This window comes from Pedobacter nyackensis (genome assembly GCF_900176505.1).
Taxonomy (GTDB): Bacteria; Bacteroidota; Bacteroidia; order Sphingobacteriales; family Sphingobacteriaceae; genus Pedobacter; species Pedobacter nyackensis.
In genome coordinates this window covers 235,654-253,250 of sequence record NZ_FWYB01000005.1, presented here as the reverse complement: position 1 = coordinate 253,250, position 17,597 = coordinate 235,654, and the positions used below count along the sequence as shown (strand labels likewise).

At 38.6% G+C, this 17,597-nt stretch carries 16 protein-coding genes; 8 read left to right on the top strand and 8 right to left on the bottom strand.

What is annotated here, in order from left to right; all coding sequences use genetic code 11:
• Positions 1-28: 28 nt before the first annotated feature.
• From B9A18_RS12060 to B9A18_RS12025, 8 genes are all read left to right on the top strand, one after another.
• A complete protein-coding gene (locus B9A18_RS12060) occupies positions 29-1,522 on the top strand; it encodes an ATP-binding cassette domain-containing protein (RefSeq protein ID WP_084289541.1) in 1,494 nt (497 codons plus the stop codon).
• A gap of 12 nt (positions 1,523-1,534) precedes the next feature.
• Positions 1,535-2,698 (top strand): 2-isopropylmalate synthase, encoded by a 1,164-nt coding sequence (locus B9A18_RS12055; RefSeq protein WP_084289540.1) that lies wholly within the window; start codon positions 1,535-1,537, stop codon positions 2,696-2,698.
• Positions 2,699-2,737: 39 nt separating this feature from the next.
• The gene (leuC, locus tag B9A18_RS12050) at positions 2,738-4,153 is read left to right on the top strand and encodes a 3-isopropylmalate dehydratase large subunit (protein WP_084289539.1); all 1,416 of its coding nucleotides are present in this window, start codon (positions 2,738-2,740) and stop codon (positions 4,151-4,153) included.
• Positions 4,154-4,170: 17 nt separating this feature from the next.
• Positions 4,171-4,767 carry a 3-isopropylmalate dehydratase small subunit gene (gene leuD / locus B9A18_RS12045; RefSeq protein ID WP_084289538.1) on the top strand — a complete coding sequence of 199 codons (597 nt, stop codon included), beginning with the start codon at positions 4,171-4,173 and terminating at the stop codon, positions 4,765-4,767.
• A 92-nt stretch (positions 4,768-4,859) separates the two neighbouring features.
• Complete coding sequence (locus B9A18_RS12040; RefSeq protein ID WP_084289537.1) at positions 4,860-6,380, top strand: alpha-isopropylmalate synthase regulatory domain-containing protein; 1,521 nt, start codon at positions 4,860-4,862, stop codon at positions 6,378-6,380.
• Between the two features lie 120 nt (positions 6,381-6,500).
• Entirely contained in the window at positions 6,501-7,559 is a 1,059-nt protein-coding gene (gene leuB / locus B9A18_RS12035; protein WP_084289536.1) for a 3-isopropylmalate dehydrogenase, read from the top strand.
• An 82-nt stretch (positions 7,560-7,641) separates the two neighbouring features.
• Entirely contained in the window at positions 7,642-8,889 is a 1,248-nt protein-coding gene (gene ilvA / locus B9A18_RS12030; RefSeq protein ID WP_084289535.1) for a threonine ammonia-lyase IlvA, read from the top strand.
• 113 nt (positions 8,890-9,002) lie between these two features.
• A complete protein-coding gene (locus tag B9A18_RS12025; RefSeq protein ID WP_084289534.1) occupies positions 9,003-9,419 on the top strand; it encodes a hypothetical protein in 417 nt (138 codons plus the stop codon).
• Between the two features lie 142 nt (positions 9,420-9,561).
• On the opposite strand, the gene B9A18_RS12020 is transcribed toward B9A18_RS12025, so the two are convergent.
• The 8 genes from B9A18_RS12020 to hemJ all read right to left on the bottom strand — a co-directional run bounded on the left by B9A18_RS12020 (position 9,562) and on the right by hemJ (position 17,592).
• Positions 9,562-10,722, bottom strand: coding sequence for an exo-beta-N-acetylmuramidase NamZ family protein (locus tag B9A18_RS12020; protein WP_084289533.1), 1,161 nt, complete (start codon positions 10,720-10,722; stop codon positions 9,562-9,564).
• Positions 10,723-10,728: 6 nt separating this feature from the next.
• Positions 10,729-11,037, bottom strand: coding sequence for a GNAT family N-acetyltransferase (locus B9A18_RS12015; protein WP_084289532.1), 309 nt, complete (start codon positions 11,035-11,037; stop codon positions 10,729-10,731).
• Positions 11,038-11,108: 71 nt separating this feature from the next.
• Positions 11,109-13,679, bottom strand: a complete 2,571-nt coding sequence (locus B9A18_RS12010) for a DUF5686 and carboxypeptidase-like regulatory domain-containing protein (protein WP_084289531.1) — start codon at positions 13,677-13,679, stop codon at positions 11,109-11,111.
• A gap of 162 nt (positions 13,680-13,841) precedes the next feature.
• A complete protein-coding gene (locus B9A18_RS12005; protein WP_084289530.1) occupies positions 13,842-14,834 on the bottom strand; it encodes an ABC transporter ATP-binding protein in 993 nt (330 codons plus the stop codon).
• A 28-nt stretch (positions 14,835-14,862) separates the two neighbouring features.
• Complete coding sequence (locus B9A18_RS12000; protein ID WP_084289529.1) at positions 14,863-15,687, bottom strand: outer membrane beta-barrel protein; 825 nt, start codon at positions 15,685-15,687, stop codon at positions 14,863-14,865.
• An 8-nt stretch (positions 15,688-15,695) separates the two neighbouring features.
• Positions 15,696-16,367, bottom strand: a complete 672-nt coding sequence (locus tag B9A18_RS11995) for a hypothetical protein (protein ID WP_084289528.1) — start codon at positions 16,365-16,367, stop codon at positions 15,696-15,698.
• A complete protein-coding gene (locus B9A18_RS11990) occupies positions 16,357-16,923 on the bottom strand; it encodes an RNA polymerase sigma factor (RefSeq protein ID WP_084289527.1) in 567 nt (188 codons plus the stop codon). Before B9A18_RS11990 ends, B9A18_RS11995 begins: the two co-directional genes overlap by 11 nt.
• A gap of 120 nt (positions 16,924-17,043) precedes the next feature.
• A complete protein-coding gene (gene hemJ / locus B9A18_RS11985; RefSeq protein ID WP_084289526.1) occupies positions 17,044-17,592 on the bottom strand; it encodes a protoporphyrinogen oxidase HemJ in 549 nt (182 codons plus the stop codon).
• Between the last annotated feature and the right edge of the window lie 5 nt (positions 17,593-17,597).

Sequence of the window (17,597 nt, the reverse complement as noted above, 5' to 3'; positions counted from 1 at the left end):
TAGATGCAGCGACTTATAAAAAAACAAAATGTCAAAACCCGTCGTCCATATCGCCAATCTCAGCTTAAAGTACCAGCACAAACCTGTGTTTCAAGGTTTGAACTGGACAATAAACAGGTATGAGCATTGGTTAATATGTGGCACAAGTGGAAGTGGCAAAACTTCATTGGCGAAGGCTATTGCAGGTCTTCCCCATAGTTACGGTAATATTGAAATTGCGTTTAATCCAGACAGCGATTTACCGGCAACAGTACATTATGTAGCAAACTGGTTTCAGTTTAAAGATTTAGAAGGACAATCTAATTTCTATTACCAGCAACGTTACAATAAGCAGTCGGCCGAAACCACAGCCACTGTAAAAGCAGAGTTGGAAAGCTTTGGCAAGAAACACGCCCTTCAGCTTAACGAAGTGGAAAGCATTTTAGCTGCCTTAGGTTTTTCGGAATTAAAAGATTCCACCCTTATCCAATTATCCAGCGGAGAACATAAAAAATTACAGTTGGTTAAAGCCTTATGGTTAAAGCCACAGTTATTAATATTAGATCTTCCCTACAATGGCTTGGATACCCTTTCACGTAAAAATTTAAACACCTTATTGGAAGAAGTTTCTAATGCTGGAACACAGTTGATTTTAATCAGCAATGAAACAGAATTACCTTCTTGCATCAATCGCAATGCGGAAATTAAGGAAGGTAAGTTAGTTGAAGTTTCAGCTGATGAACGCAGCTGGAATGAAATAGAGGTATCTGATAAAGCAGTTCCAACATTTTTAACGGAAGCAGCTCCTACCCCTTCTTACTCAGAAATCATCAGAATGATTGATGTAAACATTAGCTATGGTGAAAAACACGTGTTAAAAAACATCAATTGGGAAGTTAAGACTGGAGAAAAATGGGTACTGCAAGGCCATAATGGTTCAGGCAAATCAACTTTGTTGAGCTTAATTTGTGGTGATCACCCTCAGGCATATGCCAATAATTTCCATTTGTTTGGAAATAAAAGAGGTAGTGGCGAGAGCATCTGGGAGATTAAAGAGCGTATTGGCTTAATATCACCGGAGTTGCATTGGTATTTTGATCCTTCGGCAACCGTATGGCAAAGTATTGTTTCAGGATTTTATGATAGCTCGGGCTTGTTCTGTGATCCAGGATATTCGAAAAAAGCACAGACAGATGAATTGATCAGCTATTTCGGCTTGGATGAGTACAAGAACACGCTGATGAACGAGCTGCCTTTGGGTAAACAACGACTGGCGTTGTTAGCCAGAACGATTGTAAAAAACCCGGAACTATTGATACTGGATGAGCCTTGTCAGGGTTTAGACCAGCAACAAACAAAACATTTTAACAGACTGGTAGATGAATTGTGCAAAAATGGAACAACATTAATCTATGTTGGCCACTTTGAATCGCAATTACCTAACTGTATTGAGCATAGAATTTTATTAGAAAACGGTGCAGTAAAATCCGTAGGAACCACAATAGAACGTTTTGAGAGCGTTGAAAATTTTGAATATAACTAAACACTAAGAATTATGTTACACGATCCGAATAGAGTTTATGTGTTTGACACCACCTTACGTGATGGAGAACAAGTGCCGGGTTGCCAATTGACGACCCCAGAGAAGATAGAAATTGCTAAAGAACTGGAAGCGCTTGGCGTAGATGTTATTGAAGCAGGCTTCCCTATCTCGAGTCCAGGCGATTTCCAAAGTGTTGTAGAACTTTCTAAAGCTGTATCTGAGCCAATCATATGCGCACTTACCCGCGCAAATAAAGGCGATATTGATTCAGCTGTTGCTGCATTAAAATATGCGAAACGTCCACGTATCCATACAGGTATTGGTTCGTCAGATATGCACATTAAACACAAATTTAACAGTACCCGTGAGGATATCCTTGCAAGGGCCGTTGAAGCGGTTAAATATGCTAAACAGTTTGTAGAGGATATCGAATTCTATGCAGAAGATGCCGGTCGTGCCGATGTGCACTTCCTTGCTCAAATGGTAGAAGCGGTTATTGCTGCAGGTGCTACTGTAGTGAACATACCTGATACTAACGGTTATTGCTTACCAGATCAGTATGGAAGCAAGATCAAGTTTTTGAAAGAGAATGTAAAAAACATTGATCAGGCTATTATATCTGTGCATTGCCATAACGATTTAGGCTTAGCTACAGCAAACTCGATTGCAGGATTACAAAATGGTGCCCGCCAGATTGAAGGTACAATTAACGGTATTGGTGAGCGTGCAGGTAATACTTCTATTGAAGAGGTTGTGATGATCTTAAAAACACACCAGGCTTTAGGTTTGCATACCAATATCAATACGAAGAACTTTTATGAGTTAAGCCGCATGGTAAGCTCACAGATGCGTATGCCGGTACAGCCTAATAAGGCTATTGTTGGTAGCAACGCCTTTGCACATAGTTCTGGTATACACCAGGATGGTTTCTTGAAAAACCGTGAGAACTATGAAATTATACGTCCGGAAGATGTTGGTTTCCCTGACGCAAGTATTGTGCTTACCGCACGTAGCGGAAGACATGCGTTAAAGTTCCATTTGGAGCGCTTAGGCTTTAATTTAAGCAAAGAGGAATTGGGCGAGGTTTATCACCGTTTCCTTACCGTAGCAGATAGTAAATTAGATATTAATGACCAGGATCTTTTATCGATGATGGCTAAACAACAATTAGCCTAACCATTTTTTAAAAGAAAGAAATTTATAAAACAGAAAAAAATGAGCAAGACATTATTTGATAAGGTGTGGGACACTCACGTAGTACGTAAGATAGAAGGTGGCCCTGATGTGCTTTTTATTGATCGCCATCTTATTCACGAAGTAACCAGCCCTGTTGCCTTTTTAGGTTTAAAAAGCAGAGGAATTAAAGTATTATACCCTGAGCGTACATTTGCTACGGCAGATCACAACACACCAACAATTAACCAACATTTACCGGTTGCAGATCCGCTTTCTGCAAACCAGTTAAAAGCATTGGAGTCGAACTCTAATGAATATGGTATCAGTCACTGGGGCTTAGGTCACCAAAAAAATGGTATCGTTCACGTTGTTGGTCCTGAGTATGGTATTACACAACCTGGTGCTACTATTGTTTGTGGCGACTCACATACTTCTACTCACGGTGCTTTTGGTGCTATCGCTTTTGGTATCGGTACTTCTGAGGTTGAAATGGTGCTTTCTACACAATGTATCATGCAGCCAAAGCCTAAGAAAATGCGTATTAACGTGAACGGCAAATTAGGTGTAGGTGTTACGCCTAAAGACGTTGCTTTGTTCATTATATCGCAATTGACTACTTCTGGCGCAACGGGATATTTTGTTGAATATGCTGGTGATGTTTTCGAAAACATGACTATGGAAGGCCGTATGACGGTTTGTAATTTAAGTATTGAAATGGGTGCCCGTGGTGGTATGATCGCTCCGGATGAAACAACCATCAACTATGTTAAAGGTCGCGAGTTTAGCCCTAAAGGTGAAGCATGGGATAAAGCATTAGCTTATTACAAAACCTTAAAAACTGATGCTGATGCAGTTTTTGATAAAGAATTAACTTTCGATGGTTCAACCATTGAGCCAATGATTACTTACGGTACTAACCCTGGAATGGGTATGGGTATTTCTCATGAAATCCCGAATGCCGACCAGGTAGAAGGTGGTGCTGCAACTTATGCAAAGTCATTGGGTTACATGGGCTTCCATGAAGGAGATTCGATGATTGGTAAGAAAGTTGATTTCGTTTTTGTGGGTAGCTGTACCAATGGTCGTATTGAGGATTTCAGAGCATTTACATCTATTGTTAAAGGCAGACATAAAGCTGATGGTGTTACCGTTTGGTTAGTTCCCGGATCTCATATTGTTGAGGCACAAATTAAAGAAGAAGGTTTATTGGATATTTTAACTGAAGCCGGCTTTACTTTACGCCAGCCTGGTTGTTCTGCTTGTTTAGCCATGAACGACGATAAAATACCTGCAGGAAAATATGCAGTAAGTACTTCGAACAGAAACTTTGAAGGAAGACAAGGTCCTGGTTCAAGAACCATGCTTGCCAGTCCGCTAGTTGCTGCTGCTGCTGCTGTTACAGGTGTAGTTACAGACCCTAGAACATTAATAGAGAGCATTAAAGAACTTGTCTAACACAAAAAAAGATTAAAATGGCTTACGATAAATTTAATATACTTAAAAGCACTGCGGTTCCACTTCCAATAGAAAACGTGGATACCGACCAATTGATTCCTGCACGCTTTTTAAAAGCGACAGAACGCGTTGGATTTGGTGATAACCTTTTCCGCGACTGGAGATACAATCCTGACAATACACCTAAAGCAGATTTCGTATTAAACAATCCAATTTACAGTGGTAAAATACTTGTTGGTGGCAAGAATTTCGGTTCGGGTTCATCCAGAGAGCATGCTGCATGGGCTGTTTATGATTACGGATTCAGATGCGTAGTATCTAGCTTCTTTGCTGATATTTTTAGAAACAACTGCTTAAATATTGGCGTATTACCAGTACAGGTTAGTCCTGAATTTTCTGAGAAGATCTTTGCTGCAATTCAGGCAGATCCGAATACAGAATTGGAAGTAAACTTACCTGAGCAAACGATTACACTTTTAGCAACCGGAGAAAAAGAAACTTTCGAAATCAGCCCTTACAAAAAGGACAATATGTTGAACGGCTTTGATGACATCGATTATCTGCAAAGCATTAAACCTGAAATTGAGGAGTTTGCATTGCACCTTCCGCTTTAGGATATAAAAAACATCAGGCAAAACTGAGGTAGTCCTTCAATTTTGCCTGATCAACCATAGAACCAACCAGAAACCAACACTAGACCCGATACATGGAAAGAAGGAAAATAGAAATAATGGATACTACACTTCGTGATGGTGAACAAACATCCGGTGTGTCGTTTTCCATTTCAGAAAAGTTAACCATAACCCAATTATTATTAGAAGAACTTCATGTAGACAGGGTTGAAATTGCTTCTGCACGTGTATCTGATGGAGAGTTCCAGGCTGTAAAATCTATTCTTAGCTGGGCTGAGACTAATGGATATGCAGATCGTATAGAAGTATTGTCTTTTGTGGACAATGGTGTTTCTATCGACTGGATGATAAATGCGGGTGTTAAAGTGCAGAACTTATTGACCAAAGGTTCATTAAACCATTTAACACATCAACTTAAAAAAACGCCTGAACAACATTTTGCAGAGATTAAACATGTTATAGACCTTGCAGGCAGTAACAATATTGCCACCAATGTTTATTTAGAAGATTGGAGTAATGGCATGCGCAACTCTCCTGAGTATGTTTACCAGATGTTAGACTTTTTAGCTACACAAGCTATAAAAAGGATATTATTGCCGGATACACTTGGCATTTTAACACCTGGTGAAACTGCTAAATTCATTACTGATATTAAATCAAAATACCCAGAGGTTCATTTTGATTTCCATGCGCATAATGATTACGACCTGGGCACGGCTAATGTTCTGGAAGCAGTAAAATGTGGTATCAGCGGTTTACACTTAACAGTAAACGGTATGGGTGAAAGAGCAGGAAATGCAGCAATGGCCAGCGCTGTTGCCGTAATTAAAGATTTTGCCGCTGAAGTTGATGTACAAATTAAAGAGTCGTCAATTTACAAGGTGAGTAAGCTGGTAGAAACATTTTCTGGAGTTAGAATTCCTTCTAACAAACCAATTGTTGGCGACCACGTGTTTACCCAAACTGCTGGAATCCATGCTGATGGTGACAACAAAAACAATTTATACTTTAATGACCTGCTTCCAGAACGTTTTGGCAGAAAACGTAGCTATGCCCTTGGAAAAACTTCAGGCAAAGCTAATATTGAAAAAAACCTGCAGGAATTGGGTTTAAAGCTAAATGATGCCGATCTTAAGAAAGTTACCCAAAGGGTTATTGAATTGGGCGACAAAAAAGAAACGGTAACTAAAGAGGATCTGCCATATATCATTTCTGATGTGTTGGATAGCAATCTTTACGAAGAGAAAGTTGTTGTTGAATCTTACGTATTGATGAACTCTATGGGTTTACGCCCATCTGCTACAATCTCTGTCGTAATTGAGGGAGAAAAGTTTGAAGAGAACGCACAAGGTGACGGTCAGTTTGATGCTTTTATGAATGCACTGACTAAAGTTTACAACAAGAAGGAAAGAAGCTTGCCAAAGCTGATTGACTATGCAGTAAGGATAGCACCGGGCAGTAACTCGGATGCTTTGTGTGAAACAATCATTACCTGGGAAACGGATAACATGAAGATATTTATCACCAGGGGTCTGGATTCAGACCAAACAGTTTGCGCAATTAAGGCTACCCAGAAAATGTTAAACATTATTTAGGCTGAGCATTAACAGCAAAAACACGATTAATTAGAATTAAATACCATTACGAAATATAAGAACCTGACAGGATTAAAATCATAGAAGGCTCCTACTGACAACTTAAAAACAAAATAAAAGATGAAACTTAATATTGCTCTATTAGCAGGAGATGGAATTGGGCCAGAGGTTATTGACCAGGCTGTTAAAGTATCAAATGCAGTAGCAAAGAAATTTAACCATGAAATTACCTGGACAGCTGGATTAACCGGTGCAGCTGCTATAGATGAGGTTGGCGAGCCTTACCCTGATTCAACGCATGAAATTTGTATGGCTGCTGATGCTGTTCTTTTTGGAGCAATCGGACACCCACGTTTTGACAATGATCCAAAAGCTACTGTTCGTCCTGAGCAAGGCTTATTGAAAATGCGTCAGAAATTAGGCTTATTTGCAAATGTTCGTCCAACATTTACATTCCCTTCATTAATTGACAACTCACCGTTAAAAAGAGAGCGTATTGAAGGTACGGATCTGATTATTCTACGCGAATTAACAGGTGGTATTTATTTCGGCGAAAGAGGAAGAAAAGACAATGGCAACACTGCTTTTGACACTTGTACTTATACAAGAGAAGAAGTACAACGCTTAGCTAAATTAGGTTTCGAAATGGCGATGACACGTAGTAAAAGACTTTGCTGCGTAGATAAAGCAAACGTTTTGGAAACTTCACGTTTGTGGAGAGAAACTGTACAGGATATGGAAAAAGACTATCCAGAAGTTACAGTTAGCTATGAATTTGTTGATGCTGTAGCTATGCGTTTGGTACAATGGCCAAACTCTTATGATGTAATGATTACAGAAAACTTGTTTGGTGATATTTTAACTGATGAGGCGTCTGTAATTTCGGGTTCTATGGGCTTGATGCCATCTGCCTCAATTGGTGTTCATACTTCGTTGTTTGAGCCGATTCACGGTTCTTATCCACAAGCAGCAGGTAAAGACATTGCAAATCCTTTGGCTACTGTATTGTCGGCAGCCATGATGTTTGAAGATGCTTTCGGATTAAAAGAAGAAGCAGAACTGATCAGAACGGTGGTAAACAAATCTCTTGCAGAAGGCATTGTAACTGAAGATTTATCAGGAAAAAACAAAGCTTACAAAACAAGTGAAGTTGGCGACTGGTTAGCTAATAACATATAATTCTTTGTTTTACCCTATATTTGGGTAAACAGAAAAAACCGCCATCTGTTATTCGGGTGGCGGTTCTATTTTTCATAAAAAAATGACTGACTTCAATTCTAAACTAAATTCCAAAGCTGCATCGCAGCGATTGGAAAATGTTGTTAAACATACCCCACTAATCTTCAATTCGAAGCTTTCTGAAAAATACGATTGCGAAATATACCTGAAACGTGAAGATTTGCAAATTGTACGTTCCTACAAGCTACGTGGTGCATACAATATGATCAGCCAATTAAGCCAGGAAGAATTAAGCAGAGGGATTGTTTGCGCAAGCGCGGGTAACCATGCTCAGGGCGTTGCTTTTTCTTGCGATAAGCTAGGCACAAAAGGAGTAATATTTATGCCTGAGATTACCCCAAAACAAAAGGTAAAACAAACAGAAATGTTTGGAAATGGTAGTGTAGAGCTTGTTTTAGTAGGTGATACTTTTGACGATTGTCTTAAAGAAGCATTGGCTTATACACAAAAACATAACATGACCTTTATCCCTCCATTTGATAATTACAGTATCATTGAAGGTCAGGGCACAGTTGGCGTAGAGATATTAGAAGACTTACCTGATGTTGAGGTTGTAATTATGCCCATTGGCGGTGGCGGACTTTCGGCCGGCGTTGGTAGCTATTTAAAAGGTGAAAAGCCAGGCATATTACTTGCAGGTGTTGAGCCTGAGGGCGCTCCCTCTATGCTAAAAGCATTTGAGCATGGCGGTCCGATTACTTTACCTGAAATCAATCGTTTTGTAGATGGCGCTTCTGTAAAATGTGTAGGCAAGCTAACTTACGAGATCTGCACAAAGGTTTTGGATGATGTGTTATTGGTTGCCGAAGGAAAAGTTTGTACCACCATCTTAAAACTATACAATGAGGACGCCATTGTTGTTGAACCGGCAGGTGCATTATCAGTAGCCGTACTTGATGCGTATAAAGATAAAATAAAGGGCAAAAAGGTAGTTTGTGTGATAAGTGGTGGGAACAACGATATTGAACGCATGCAGGAGATCAAAGAGAAATCCTTGCTGTATGAAGGTTTGAAGCACTATTTCATTGTTCGTTTTCCACAAAGACCAGGTGCACTGAAATTATTTGTGAATAATGTTCTGGGACCTCAAGATGATATTACCCGTTTTGAATTCATCAAAAAAACCAATAAAGAAAGCGGTCCTGCATTGGTAGGTATTGAATTGGCTAACCGTGCCGATTATGAATCCTTAGTAGAGCGGATGAAGGAATATAAGTTCGAGATTATTGAACTCAATAACGACCAGACTTTATTTGAATATTTGGTTTAGTTTTATTTTATAGAATGAAATTCTGGATAACATTTTAATTACAAAATAAGTAAAGATATAGAACGTTATATTGTGGCAATAAATTTGCTATAATATTGCAAACACACAAACACATGAAAAAATTTATAATCTTACTCTTATGTACAGCCACGCTGGGCCTGGTATCGTGCAAGAAGGACACTATTATCCAGGATACTCCAAACAGAACGTACAATTTTACGATCCAACCTAATCAATGGGTATTGAGTCAAGACGGTCTAACTTACACCTATGAATGGAGACACAATGCCATTGATCAGATTACTGTTGATGATGAAGGGGTTTTAGTGTACCTATCTCATCCTATAAATTCAAACAGCTATATACAACTCCCGTACACATTTAATGTTGATGCATATAGCTATGAACTATTCAATGGAGGTGTAGCTATTGATATTCAGAGTTCCGATAATCAGGACGTCCAACCAATCAGACCAACAAGAGCGATTGTGGCTAAAGTTGTTGTGATTCCATCTCTTTATGCTGATTAGGTTTAGGGATTTTTAATTGATAAAAAGGGTGATTTCTTAATAAGAAGCCACCCTTTTCTTTTTAACTGTTGTAAAAAACAATTGTATATGTAAGATCAATTAACATCTATTTAATGTTTACATCACCATATATTGTTTAAAATTAATAAAGCAAATAAGGCTTTATTATCCCCGGCCATTCAGTGGCATCACAAGCTTTGATCATAGTGGCTTTAAATTTTGCCACAGGCAATTCAAAAAAAGCTTCACTTTGGGGCAATCCTAACAATTTATCAAGATGACCAGTACCCTCAGGATTCACGTTTGTAGGGTAAGTTGACCATTTAAAGTATGCGGGATAATGATCTTTAATTAACTTAATCAGTAGCAGTCCATGGTACACTGATTTGAAATGATCATATTCTTTTAGTGTAAACTGTACACCTAAACAATCCTGGCTTGCATACTTTCCCTCATTTGGTTTAAGCCTTATACTTTCTAACCTGACACCATCCGGCTTCTCTTCTTCCAGGAAGTCAAGATCATTCATCCAGGGTGATGCAGCGATTTCAAATGGCATACTGGTGCCTCTCCCTTCGCTAATATTAGTTGCTTCCAGTAAACCTAATCCGGGATAAAGCATGGCTGCGTTAATATTCCTGATAGCTGGTGAAGTAGGCAGGAAATCCATATCCCATTCCGGTTGGAATTTATTTCTATCCCAATTCTCACATTGTATAACCGTTAAATCGGCATTGATATTTTTTGTCGTATTAAAGAAAAGAGCAAGTTCAGCTAAAGTGCAGCTATGTCTTAGTGGTATATTCCATCTGCCTATAAAAGACGAACAATATTGTTCATTTAGCATCGGCCCTTCGCAGAGCTCCAAATTCCCTGAAATTGGATTAGGTCTGTCTAGAATGATTAATGGTTTATTATAATCCGCACTAGCCTGCAAAACATAAGTTAAAGTCCATAAATAAGTATAAAATCTAACACCCACATCCGGGATGTCAAACATAATCCTATCAACATCCTGCAAGTCGGTTTTCGTTGGTGAAAAATGGTCTCCATATAAACTAATGACAGGCAACTGCGTTGCCTGGTCCACCCCATCTTGCATTTTAACTCCATCAGCACCTTTGGCATTAAATCCATGTTCTGGTGAGAACAATTTGACTAAATTAAAACCCGCTTTTAACAGCGCCAGGCTAACAGGCTCGTATTGGTTTGTTGTTGCCGCAGTATTGGTAACTAAAGCAATCCGCTGTTTCTTCCAGTCGGGGTTTTGAGCAATCAAAACATCCGCACCAAATCTGACCATTAGAAACTAAAAAGGTTTTGCACTTTCATCCAGAATCCTTTCCCAATCAGGATGTCTTTTCAGATAAGCAGCTACAAACGGACATAATGGAATAAGTTTGTAACCATTGTCTTTAATATACGACAGTGCTTTTTCTATTATAGCTGTTGCAGCGCCTTTGCCTTTCAATTCTTCAGGAGCTTCGGTATGAATGAGCCAGATCTTTTCCCCATGTTCTTTATAGTCGATAAACGCGGTATAATCACCTATTTTTAATTCAAAACGCATACCCACCTGATTCTTAACCAACGGCATGTCCAGATATTCCTCATTCATAGTAGCTTAAATTAGGGTTGAAAATTTTACACCCTAATTTAACTTAATAAATGCACAGAAACATAAAATAATTAAAAATCAAATTTTACCCTCGCACGTATTCCCCAATCTGAAACTCCGGGATTGTCCAGATAGCTAAAACGTTTTACAGCATCCACCCTTAGTATTTTAAAGATGTTTCCGACACCAACACTTCCTTCAATATAAGGACCATTATCCAGGGCATGGGTTATTGTTTGCCCATCAGTGTTGCGTACGAATTGCATAGCATCAGTGTTTTTATTAGGATTATTTTCGTTACGTAAGCCGCCGTACATTGCTTTAAACGACATCACCTCTCTTAATTTCAAGTGTTGTATCAATGGGATTTTATTAAAAAAGAACCCATTGAAATTCTGATCTATATTCACACTAGCATAATGATCGCTCACAAATTCCAGGAAATTCATCAGGTTATAAGATTGCAACTGATATGCATACGTTTGGTTGGCCCTATGAATTGACAATAGTGGGAAAGGCAGTTTACCTACATTATAACCACCCTCTAAAGTCACATCGGTATAACCAAATTGCGAAAGATAAAAGCGTTTATCGGCGCTCGCCATAAAATTATGGTAATTGTATTCACCACCCAGTACACCCTTTAAGCCTGCTGTATAGCGAAGATTAAATATAGGGTATTTGTCAACTAAGGGCGTGCGATAAACCTTCCCCTGATAAAATCTTTCATGCGGAGCATATCTTAAATTTACACTAATCTCAGAAGTATTAATTTGATTGGTTCTTGAAAAAAGAGTCTCCGATGAATTATTAAAATACAAGGATCCGGCCGGTGTTTGACTCCATTTGCGCAAACCTACAGTATAAGAAAAGTGGTTTTCAAACTCACGAACATAATCCACTCTGTAAAAATCATTATACAGCATCATGTTATTCTCTCCTCTTTTAAACGATAAAAGGAAATTATCTTCCTGCACAAACTGTAATTCTTGTCCCGGAATCTTGGTATCACGCTGAAAACTGGCACGAACATAACTTTGCGGAAAAGCGTAAATAGACTTATTGTTTAAAGAATACGTTCCACTTAAAAAGTACTTCCATTTCTTATCTTCAACACCATAGGCCGCATAAGTTTCGAAATAATACCGTTTACTTAGCGCAGTAGTTGTCCTACCGCCCAAACGTGCACGAAATCCCTCTACACTATTGAAACTGTAAAAAGTATTTACGGGACCCATTTCAAAAGGCCCAAAATCCTTGTATCCGGCAAAAAATAAGGTAACAATATCCAAAGTTCTTTTAAAAGATGGAATAGTCTGCAAGGTATCTAAGTTATGGTACACCCTATTACTACTCAAACTAAGCGCTTCAGGACGGTTACTAGCCCAAAACTCATCGGATTTCTGAGTAGCATCGGGAACTACAACCAAAGGAGCTGCAGTCTTGTATATGCTATCCACGGGAGGTTGATTAATTGTATAATCCTTAAAAGTGACCGTACGCTCGCCTGTAAACCCTGTCCCACTTTTCTTAGTGATTCCAAAATCAACAATCAGATTACTTTTGCTCAGATGATAACGCTTATCAGGATTTTGTTCAAATTCAAGCTTGGCTTCAAGTCCACGAACGAAATTCAGATTAATAGACTTATTAACGGTCAGGTATGCGTTTTGAACAGCATAATTTCCATCCATCGTTACGTATAGCTTACCTTCAAACAACATGTCCATTTTCCCTCTCGGTGTAAATGAAAGCTCAATCAATTGAGGCTGCTCAGTTTTGATGGTATCTGTAATAAAGAATTTATAGAAGGTCGGTGCTCCGTCAGCTATCGGACTTAATAACAGGTTGCTGACTACAGAAATATTGTTGTCGTAAATATCAATATCCTGATACATTCTGTCGAAATAAGAACTCAGACCTTGATTATCCACAAACTTTTCATCAAAATTCACCTGTTTATCAGCAATAACCACTGTTTTCATCTTCTCCGGATTTTTACGGAAATAGTTCTCTGAAAGCTTTTCCTGTTGAAAAACAGGCAATAGGTTTTTTCCACCAATTTTAGTAGAATCCTGCTCCTGAAACAGGAACTGATAATTGCGGAATATCTTTTTACTTTTAAACTTATCTGAAAGGTTGCTCATAGAAAACAACATCCTTTCATACTTTTTATAAGCTACATAATCATAGCTTTCCATACGATTTTTCGACTTATTGGCAATTACATTACGGATCAGTTCTACAGCGGGATTGTTTTTATTGCGATAAGGAGGTCTTTTCGCTGCCTTAATCACAACCTCATTCATCTGCATCGCTTCTGATTGCAATTGAACATTAATAGTTTGAGCGATACCAGGCTTAACGGTTCTCAGCTGACTTTTATAACCTATATAACTAAATTTAAGCTGGGTATAATTACCTTCAATGGTAATGTTATATTGTCCATTGACATCCGTTTTTCCACCTTTACCACTGCCGGTAATGATAAAAGATGCATATGGAATAGTTTCTTTCGTGGTCGCATCAATAACAGTTCCTTTAACGGAGGTCTTCTGCCCAAAAGCGGAAAAACCATACAACGTCATCATGAACATAAAAATAGACTTTACTATTATCGAATGAGTAAGTTTTTTATACATCTGCTACCCTGCTTTAATTTGTTAGCGCCTAAACTGATTAAGCGCGACAAAGTTAATACTCAACTTCTGAATATTTAAGTAAAAAAGTCAGGATATAGTATATAATCAAAGTTGTGACACGAAAATGAAAAAAGGGATTCTAAAAATTGCTTTTTTGCCCTTTTACAAAGTTAAAAAACGCGTGATATTGGCTTGAACATGATCGTTCTTTTTATGCTCGCCTCTGTTTAATTGGATCGCTCTGATGGTTACTCCATTCCTTTCCAACAGCAGTTCTTCGTAAAAGCCTTTATAATACACATCCTTTACTTCAAAGCGACGGCTATTCCATGAGCTTTTCAGCTCTACCCATTCAGGATAGAAAACAGCTGTACCAGTTTTTATGTCCAAACCAAGTTTCTCCGCATCAGCTGCATTTAGTGCCAGGGCATTACCCAAAAGCTGCGCGGTATAAATAGCTTCAGGATGATTATAAACATAAGCCGGATTACCTATTTGCAGCAGTTTACCGTCTTTTAAAATGAGTAATTCATCTGCGAGAAATAATCCATCAGCCGGATCATGAGAAACCATGATTACCGTAACACCTGTTTCAGCAGCAATTCTTTTAATATCAGCACGTAACTGATTTTTCAATAAGGCGTCAACCTGGCTAAAGGGCTCATCAAGCAATAAAACGGAAGTATCACTCACCATTGCCCTGGCTATGGCTACTCGTTGCTGTTCACCGCCACTCAATTGCGTAATTTTCTTATCCTTCAGGTGTTCTATGTGCAAATGACGCATCATTTCCATAGTCTTCTCCTGCTTGGCCTGCACATTGGTATTCGAGAGCATGGAAGCTATGTTATCGTAAACCTTAGCGTAGATGTTTAGCGAAAAGTCCTGCGTAACCATTTTCATTTCCTTATGGCCAGGTATCAACTGTTCATCGGGCCCCAAAATTCGTTTCCCTTTAAAAGTAACCTCCCCACTGTCTACCTTTAATAAGCCATAAATACATTTTAGCAAGGTCGATTTTCCGCTACCACTTTCGCCAAGAATAGCAACAACATTTCCTTTTTTGATGTCAAAACTAACATCACTAACGCCAGAAGCTTGTTCAGCTTGATGTTGCTTTGTTAAGTGCTTTACAGATATGATTGATTCTTCCACATCAGCAAAGATAAAAGAAAAATGAGGTTTAGTTTAATCCAAAAGTTAGTCCGAATGACATATTTGTCAATCCTTTTTGAGGATTGCTGGCAAACATATCATTAAAGTAAACCTTAGTAAATAAACCAATACCATTGTAACCAAATCTTACCGACCCACCATATCTAAAAACCTGAAAATTGTAGTCATCACGAAACTTTTGTTTTCCACGCTCTTCACTAATTTGTTTAACCTTACCGTTTAAAAGAAAACTAACTTCAGGTCCGGCTATAAAATAAAACCGTTTGCCATTACTATTTTCAGAGGTCCTCAATTCAAAGTTTAAAGGGATGTGAACATAACTGCTAGAGAAACGGTTCTTAGAAAAATGTACATCATCGGTTACATAGGTAAGTTCTGGCGTATTCTCCTGAATGGTAATATCTTTACGTAAACGAATATGCGTCCAATCAAAACCACCCGCCACATAAATTTTAAAATTCTGATTAAAACGATAGCCAAACTGCACAATATCAAAAGAGAAAGTACTCGTTTTACCTCCCTTATAATCTAAAAAATCGTTTTCGGGAGATAAAGTAAAACTACCATTATCTATCAGCCTGCTAAACCCTAAATCTATACGGGTAAAGGTAATTCCTCCAATAAACTTACCTTTACTAGCTTCTATACGCTTAGTCGTATCTCTCCAGCTAATTTCTTTTCCAGCAATTCCAACACGCATTGAAAATGTTTTAGAACCCTTTGCTTTCTTATCAGTGGTGCTAGTCTCTACTGTATCCGTTTGTGCAAATGCGCTTTGTCCCCAAAGCCCAAGTACGCTTGCCAAAAGTGCTGCTGTTAATATTCGCTTCATATCGTGGTTTATTTATCTCTTTTTAAATTCAATCTTATAAATCCCAGGTTAATTCCCACCAAAGAGGACTCATCATTATCGGTGTCAAATTTCAAAAATTTATATGCTCTTCTATCAGCTTTAGCGGCTACATAATCAACCTCTTTGATCACATTTGCATTAATTTCATCATGTACATCCGCCTTTGCTATTACTACATCCTGATCAACAATACCGGGCAGGCTCGTAGGTTTCTTTACTACCCTACTGCTATCAGACTGTTTTACAACTGGACGAGAGGCAGCTACTTTTCGTTGCACTGCAGTAAACTCTTTCTCTGCAGTAGCTTCATTTAAACGCGGCGCGATAATCAATGGCGTACTTTCATACGTTTTTGTTTCTATATCCGCCACCGCTTTTGAATCCGCATATAAAGAATCATGACTTCCTTCAACTGACGAAGACTCCACATTTACAGTCGCAACTGTCCCCTGAAGTCTGATCTTTTCTCTGTCCGGAACCATTAAAACCACTGACAGTACAATTACGGCTACTGCAGCAGCTATCCAATAGATAGGGAATACACGCTTTCTACGGGGCTTTAATTCCTTTTCTAGCTTATCCCATAGATTTGCCGAAGGTTGTACCTCTGCGTCTTCCAATCTATCCTTAAACAGCTGATCAAATTCTCTATCCTTCATGTGTTGCATAATTTATGCCCTCCATTTTTATAACCTCGGCTTTTAGTATAGCTCTTGCCCTTGATAATTGTGATTTGCTTGCCCCTTCAGAAATCCCCAGTTCTGTGGCAATTTCTTTATGAGAGTAACCTTCAATGGCATACATATTAAATACGATCCGATATCCATCTGAAAGCTTTTGTATCAATTTCATTAAATCCTGTATACCCAATCTGCTAAAATCAAAACCAGTCGAGGGTTGATCATAAGCCTCTTCAATGGGTACCACATTCATCATTCTTATATTTTTACGGTAACTCTCAATTGCAGTATTCACCATAATTCTCCTTATCCAACCTTCAAATGCACCTTCACCACGATACTCCTTTATCTTTTCAAATACCTTAACATAACCAACCTGCAATGCATCTTCAGCTTCCATTCTGTCTCCGGTGTAGCGCATACAAACAGCCAGCATTTTAGCTGCCGTCTGCCTGTAAAGCGCTTCCTGCAGCTGCCGGTTACCGGCTCTGCATCCCTTTAGTAGCTCATCTATACTATATTGCGTCAATTCCATTTGTGTGTTTGGTATATAGAAGATGAAGGAATTATTGAAAAGGTTGCACGTGGTTAAAAAAAAAGTTATAAAATAAAAATAGCCCCTATTCAGGAGCTATTCTAATAATATTTGAATTTGTTAGCAATCGTGCTTTTTCCTATAGTGCTTATACCATTTTACCGCCACCATAATCACAACAGCAAAAATAATTAAACCAATAAGCCCATAAACCCAATCTACGGCACTTTTTAAAACTACTGTAAATACTATCGCTACCAGGAGTATAGTAGCTACTTCATTCCAAAGTCTCAATTGAAATGAACTGATTTTACATGTGCCATACTTTAGCTGCTTCATAATATTCTGACAAATAAAATGATACACTAATAATGCCGCAACAAAACCTAGTTTTACATGCAACCAGGGGGCCTGAAGCAAGCCTGGTCTGATACAAACCATTCCAATGCCGGCAAGTACAGTAAGCACCATTGCAGGCGTTGTGATGATATGCCAAAGTTTACGCTCTATTTTTTCATATTCCCTTTGCAGGATATTACGTTCAATTTCAGGCCTATCCTCGGCTTCAGTATGGTAAATGAATAAACGTACACTATAAAACAATCCTGCCATCCAGCTCACCACAAAGATGATATGGACAGACATGACGTATAAATAGTATTTCTCCATTAAGC

Bases quoted from the DNA above. Each gene is read 5' to 3' on its own strand.
- ilvA (WP_084289535.1), top strand. From the start codon at position 7,642: ATGACTGACTTCAATTCTAAACTAAATTCCAAAGCTGCATCGCAGCGA.
- B9A18_RS12000 (WP_084289529.1), bottom strand. From the start codon at position 15,687: ATGAAGCGAATATTAACAGCAGCACTTTTGGCAAGCGTACTTGGGCTT.
- B9A18_RS12015 (WP_084289532.1), bottom strand. From the start codon at position 11,037: ATGAATGAGGAATATCTGGACATGCCGTTGGTTAAGAATCAGGTGGGT.
- leuB (WP_084289536.1), top strand. From the start codon at position 6,501: ATGAAACTTAATATTGCTCTATTAGCAGGAGATGGAATTGGGCCAGAG.
- B9A18_RS12040 (WP_084289537.1), top strand. From the start codon at position 4,860: ATGGAAAGAAGGAAAATAGAAATAATGGATACTACACTTCGTGATGGT.
- B9A18_RS12060 (WP_084289541.1), top strand. From the start codon at position 29: ATGTCAAAACCCGTCGTCCATATCGCCAATCTCAGCTTAAAGTACCAG.
- B9A18_RS12020 (WP_084289533.1), bottom strand. From the start codon at position 10,722: ATGGTCAGATTTGGTGCGGATGTTTTGATTGCTCAAAACCCCGACTGG.
- B9A18_RS11990 (WP_084289527.1), bottom strand. From the start codon at position 16,923: ATGGAATTGACGCAATATAGTATAGATGAGCTACTAAAGGGATGCAGA.
- leuC (WP_084289539.1), top strand. From the start codon at position 2,738: ATGAGCAAGACATTATTTGATAAGGTGTGGGACACTCACGTAGTACGT.
- B9A18_RS12055 (WP_084289540.1), top strand. From the start codon at position 1,535: ATGTTACACGATCCGAATAGAGTTTATGTGTTTGACACCACCTTACGT.
- B9A18_RS11995 (WP_084289528.1), bottom strand. From the start codon at position 16,367: ATGAAGGATAGAGAATTTGATCAGCTGTTTAAGGATAGATTGGAAGAC.
- leuD (WP_084289538.1), top strand. From the start codon at position 4,171: ATGGCTTACGATAAATTTAATATACTTAAAAGCACTGCGGTTCCACTT.
- B9A18_RS12025 (WP_084289534.1), top strand. From the start codon at position 9,003: ATGAAAAAATTTATAATCTTACTCTTATGTACAGCCACGCTGGGCCTG.
- hemJ (WP_084289526.1), bottom strand. From the start codon at position 17,592: ATGGAGAAATACTATTTATACGTCATGTCTGTCCATATCATCTTTGTG.
- B9A18_RS12010 (WP_084289531.1), bottom strand. From the start codon at position 13,679: ATGTATAAAAAACTTACTCATTCGATAATAGTAAAGTCTATTTTTATG.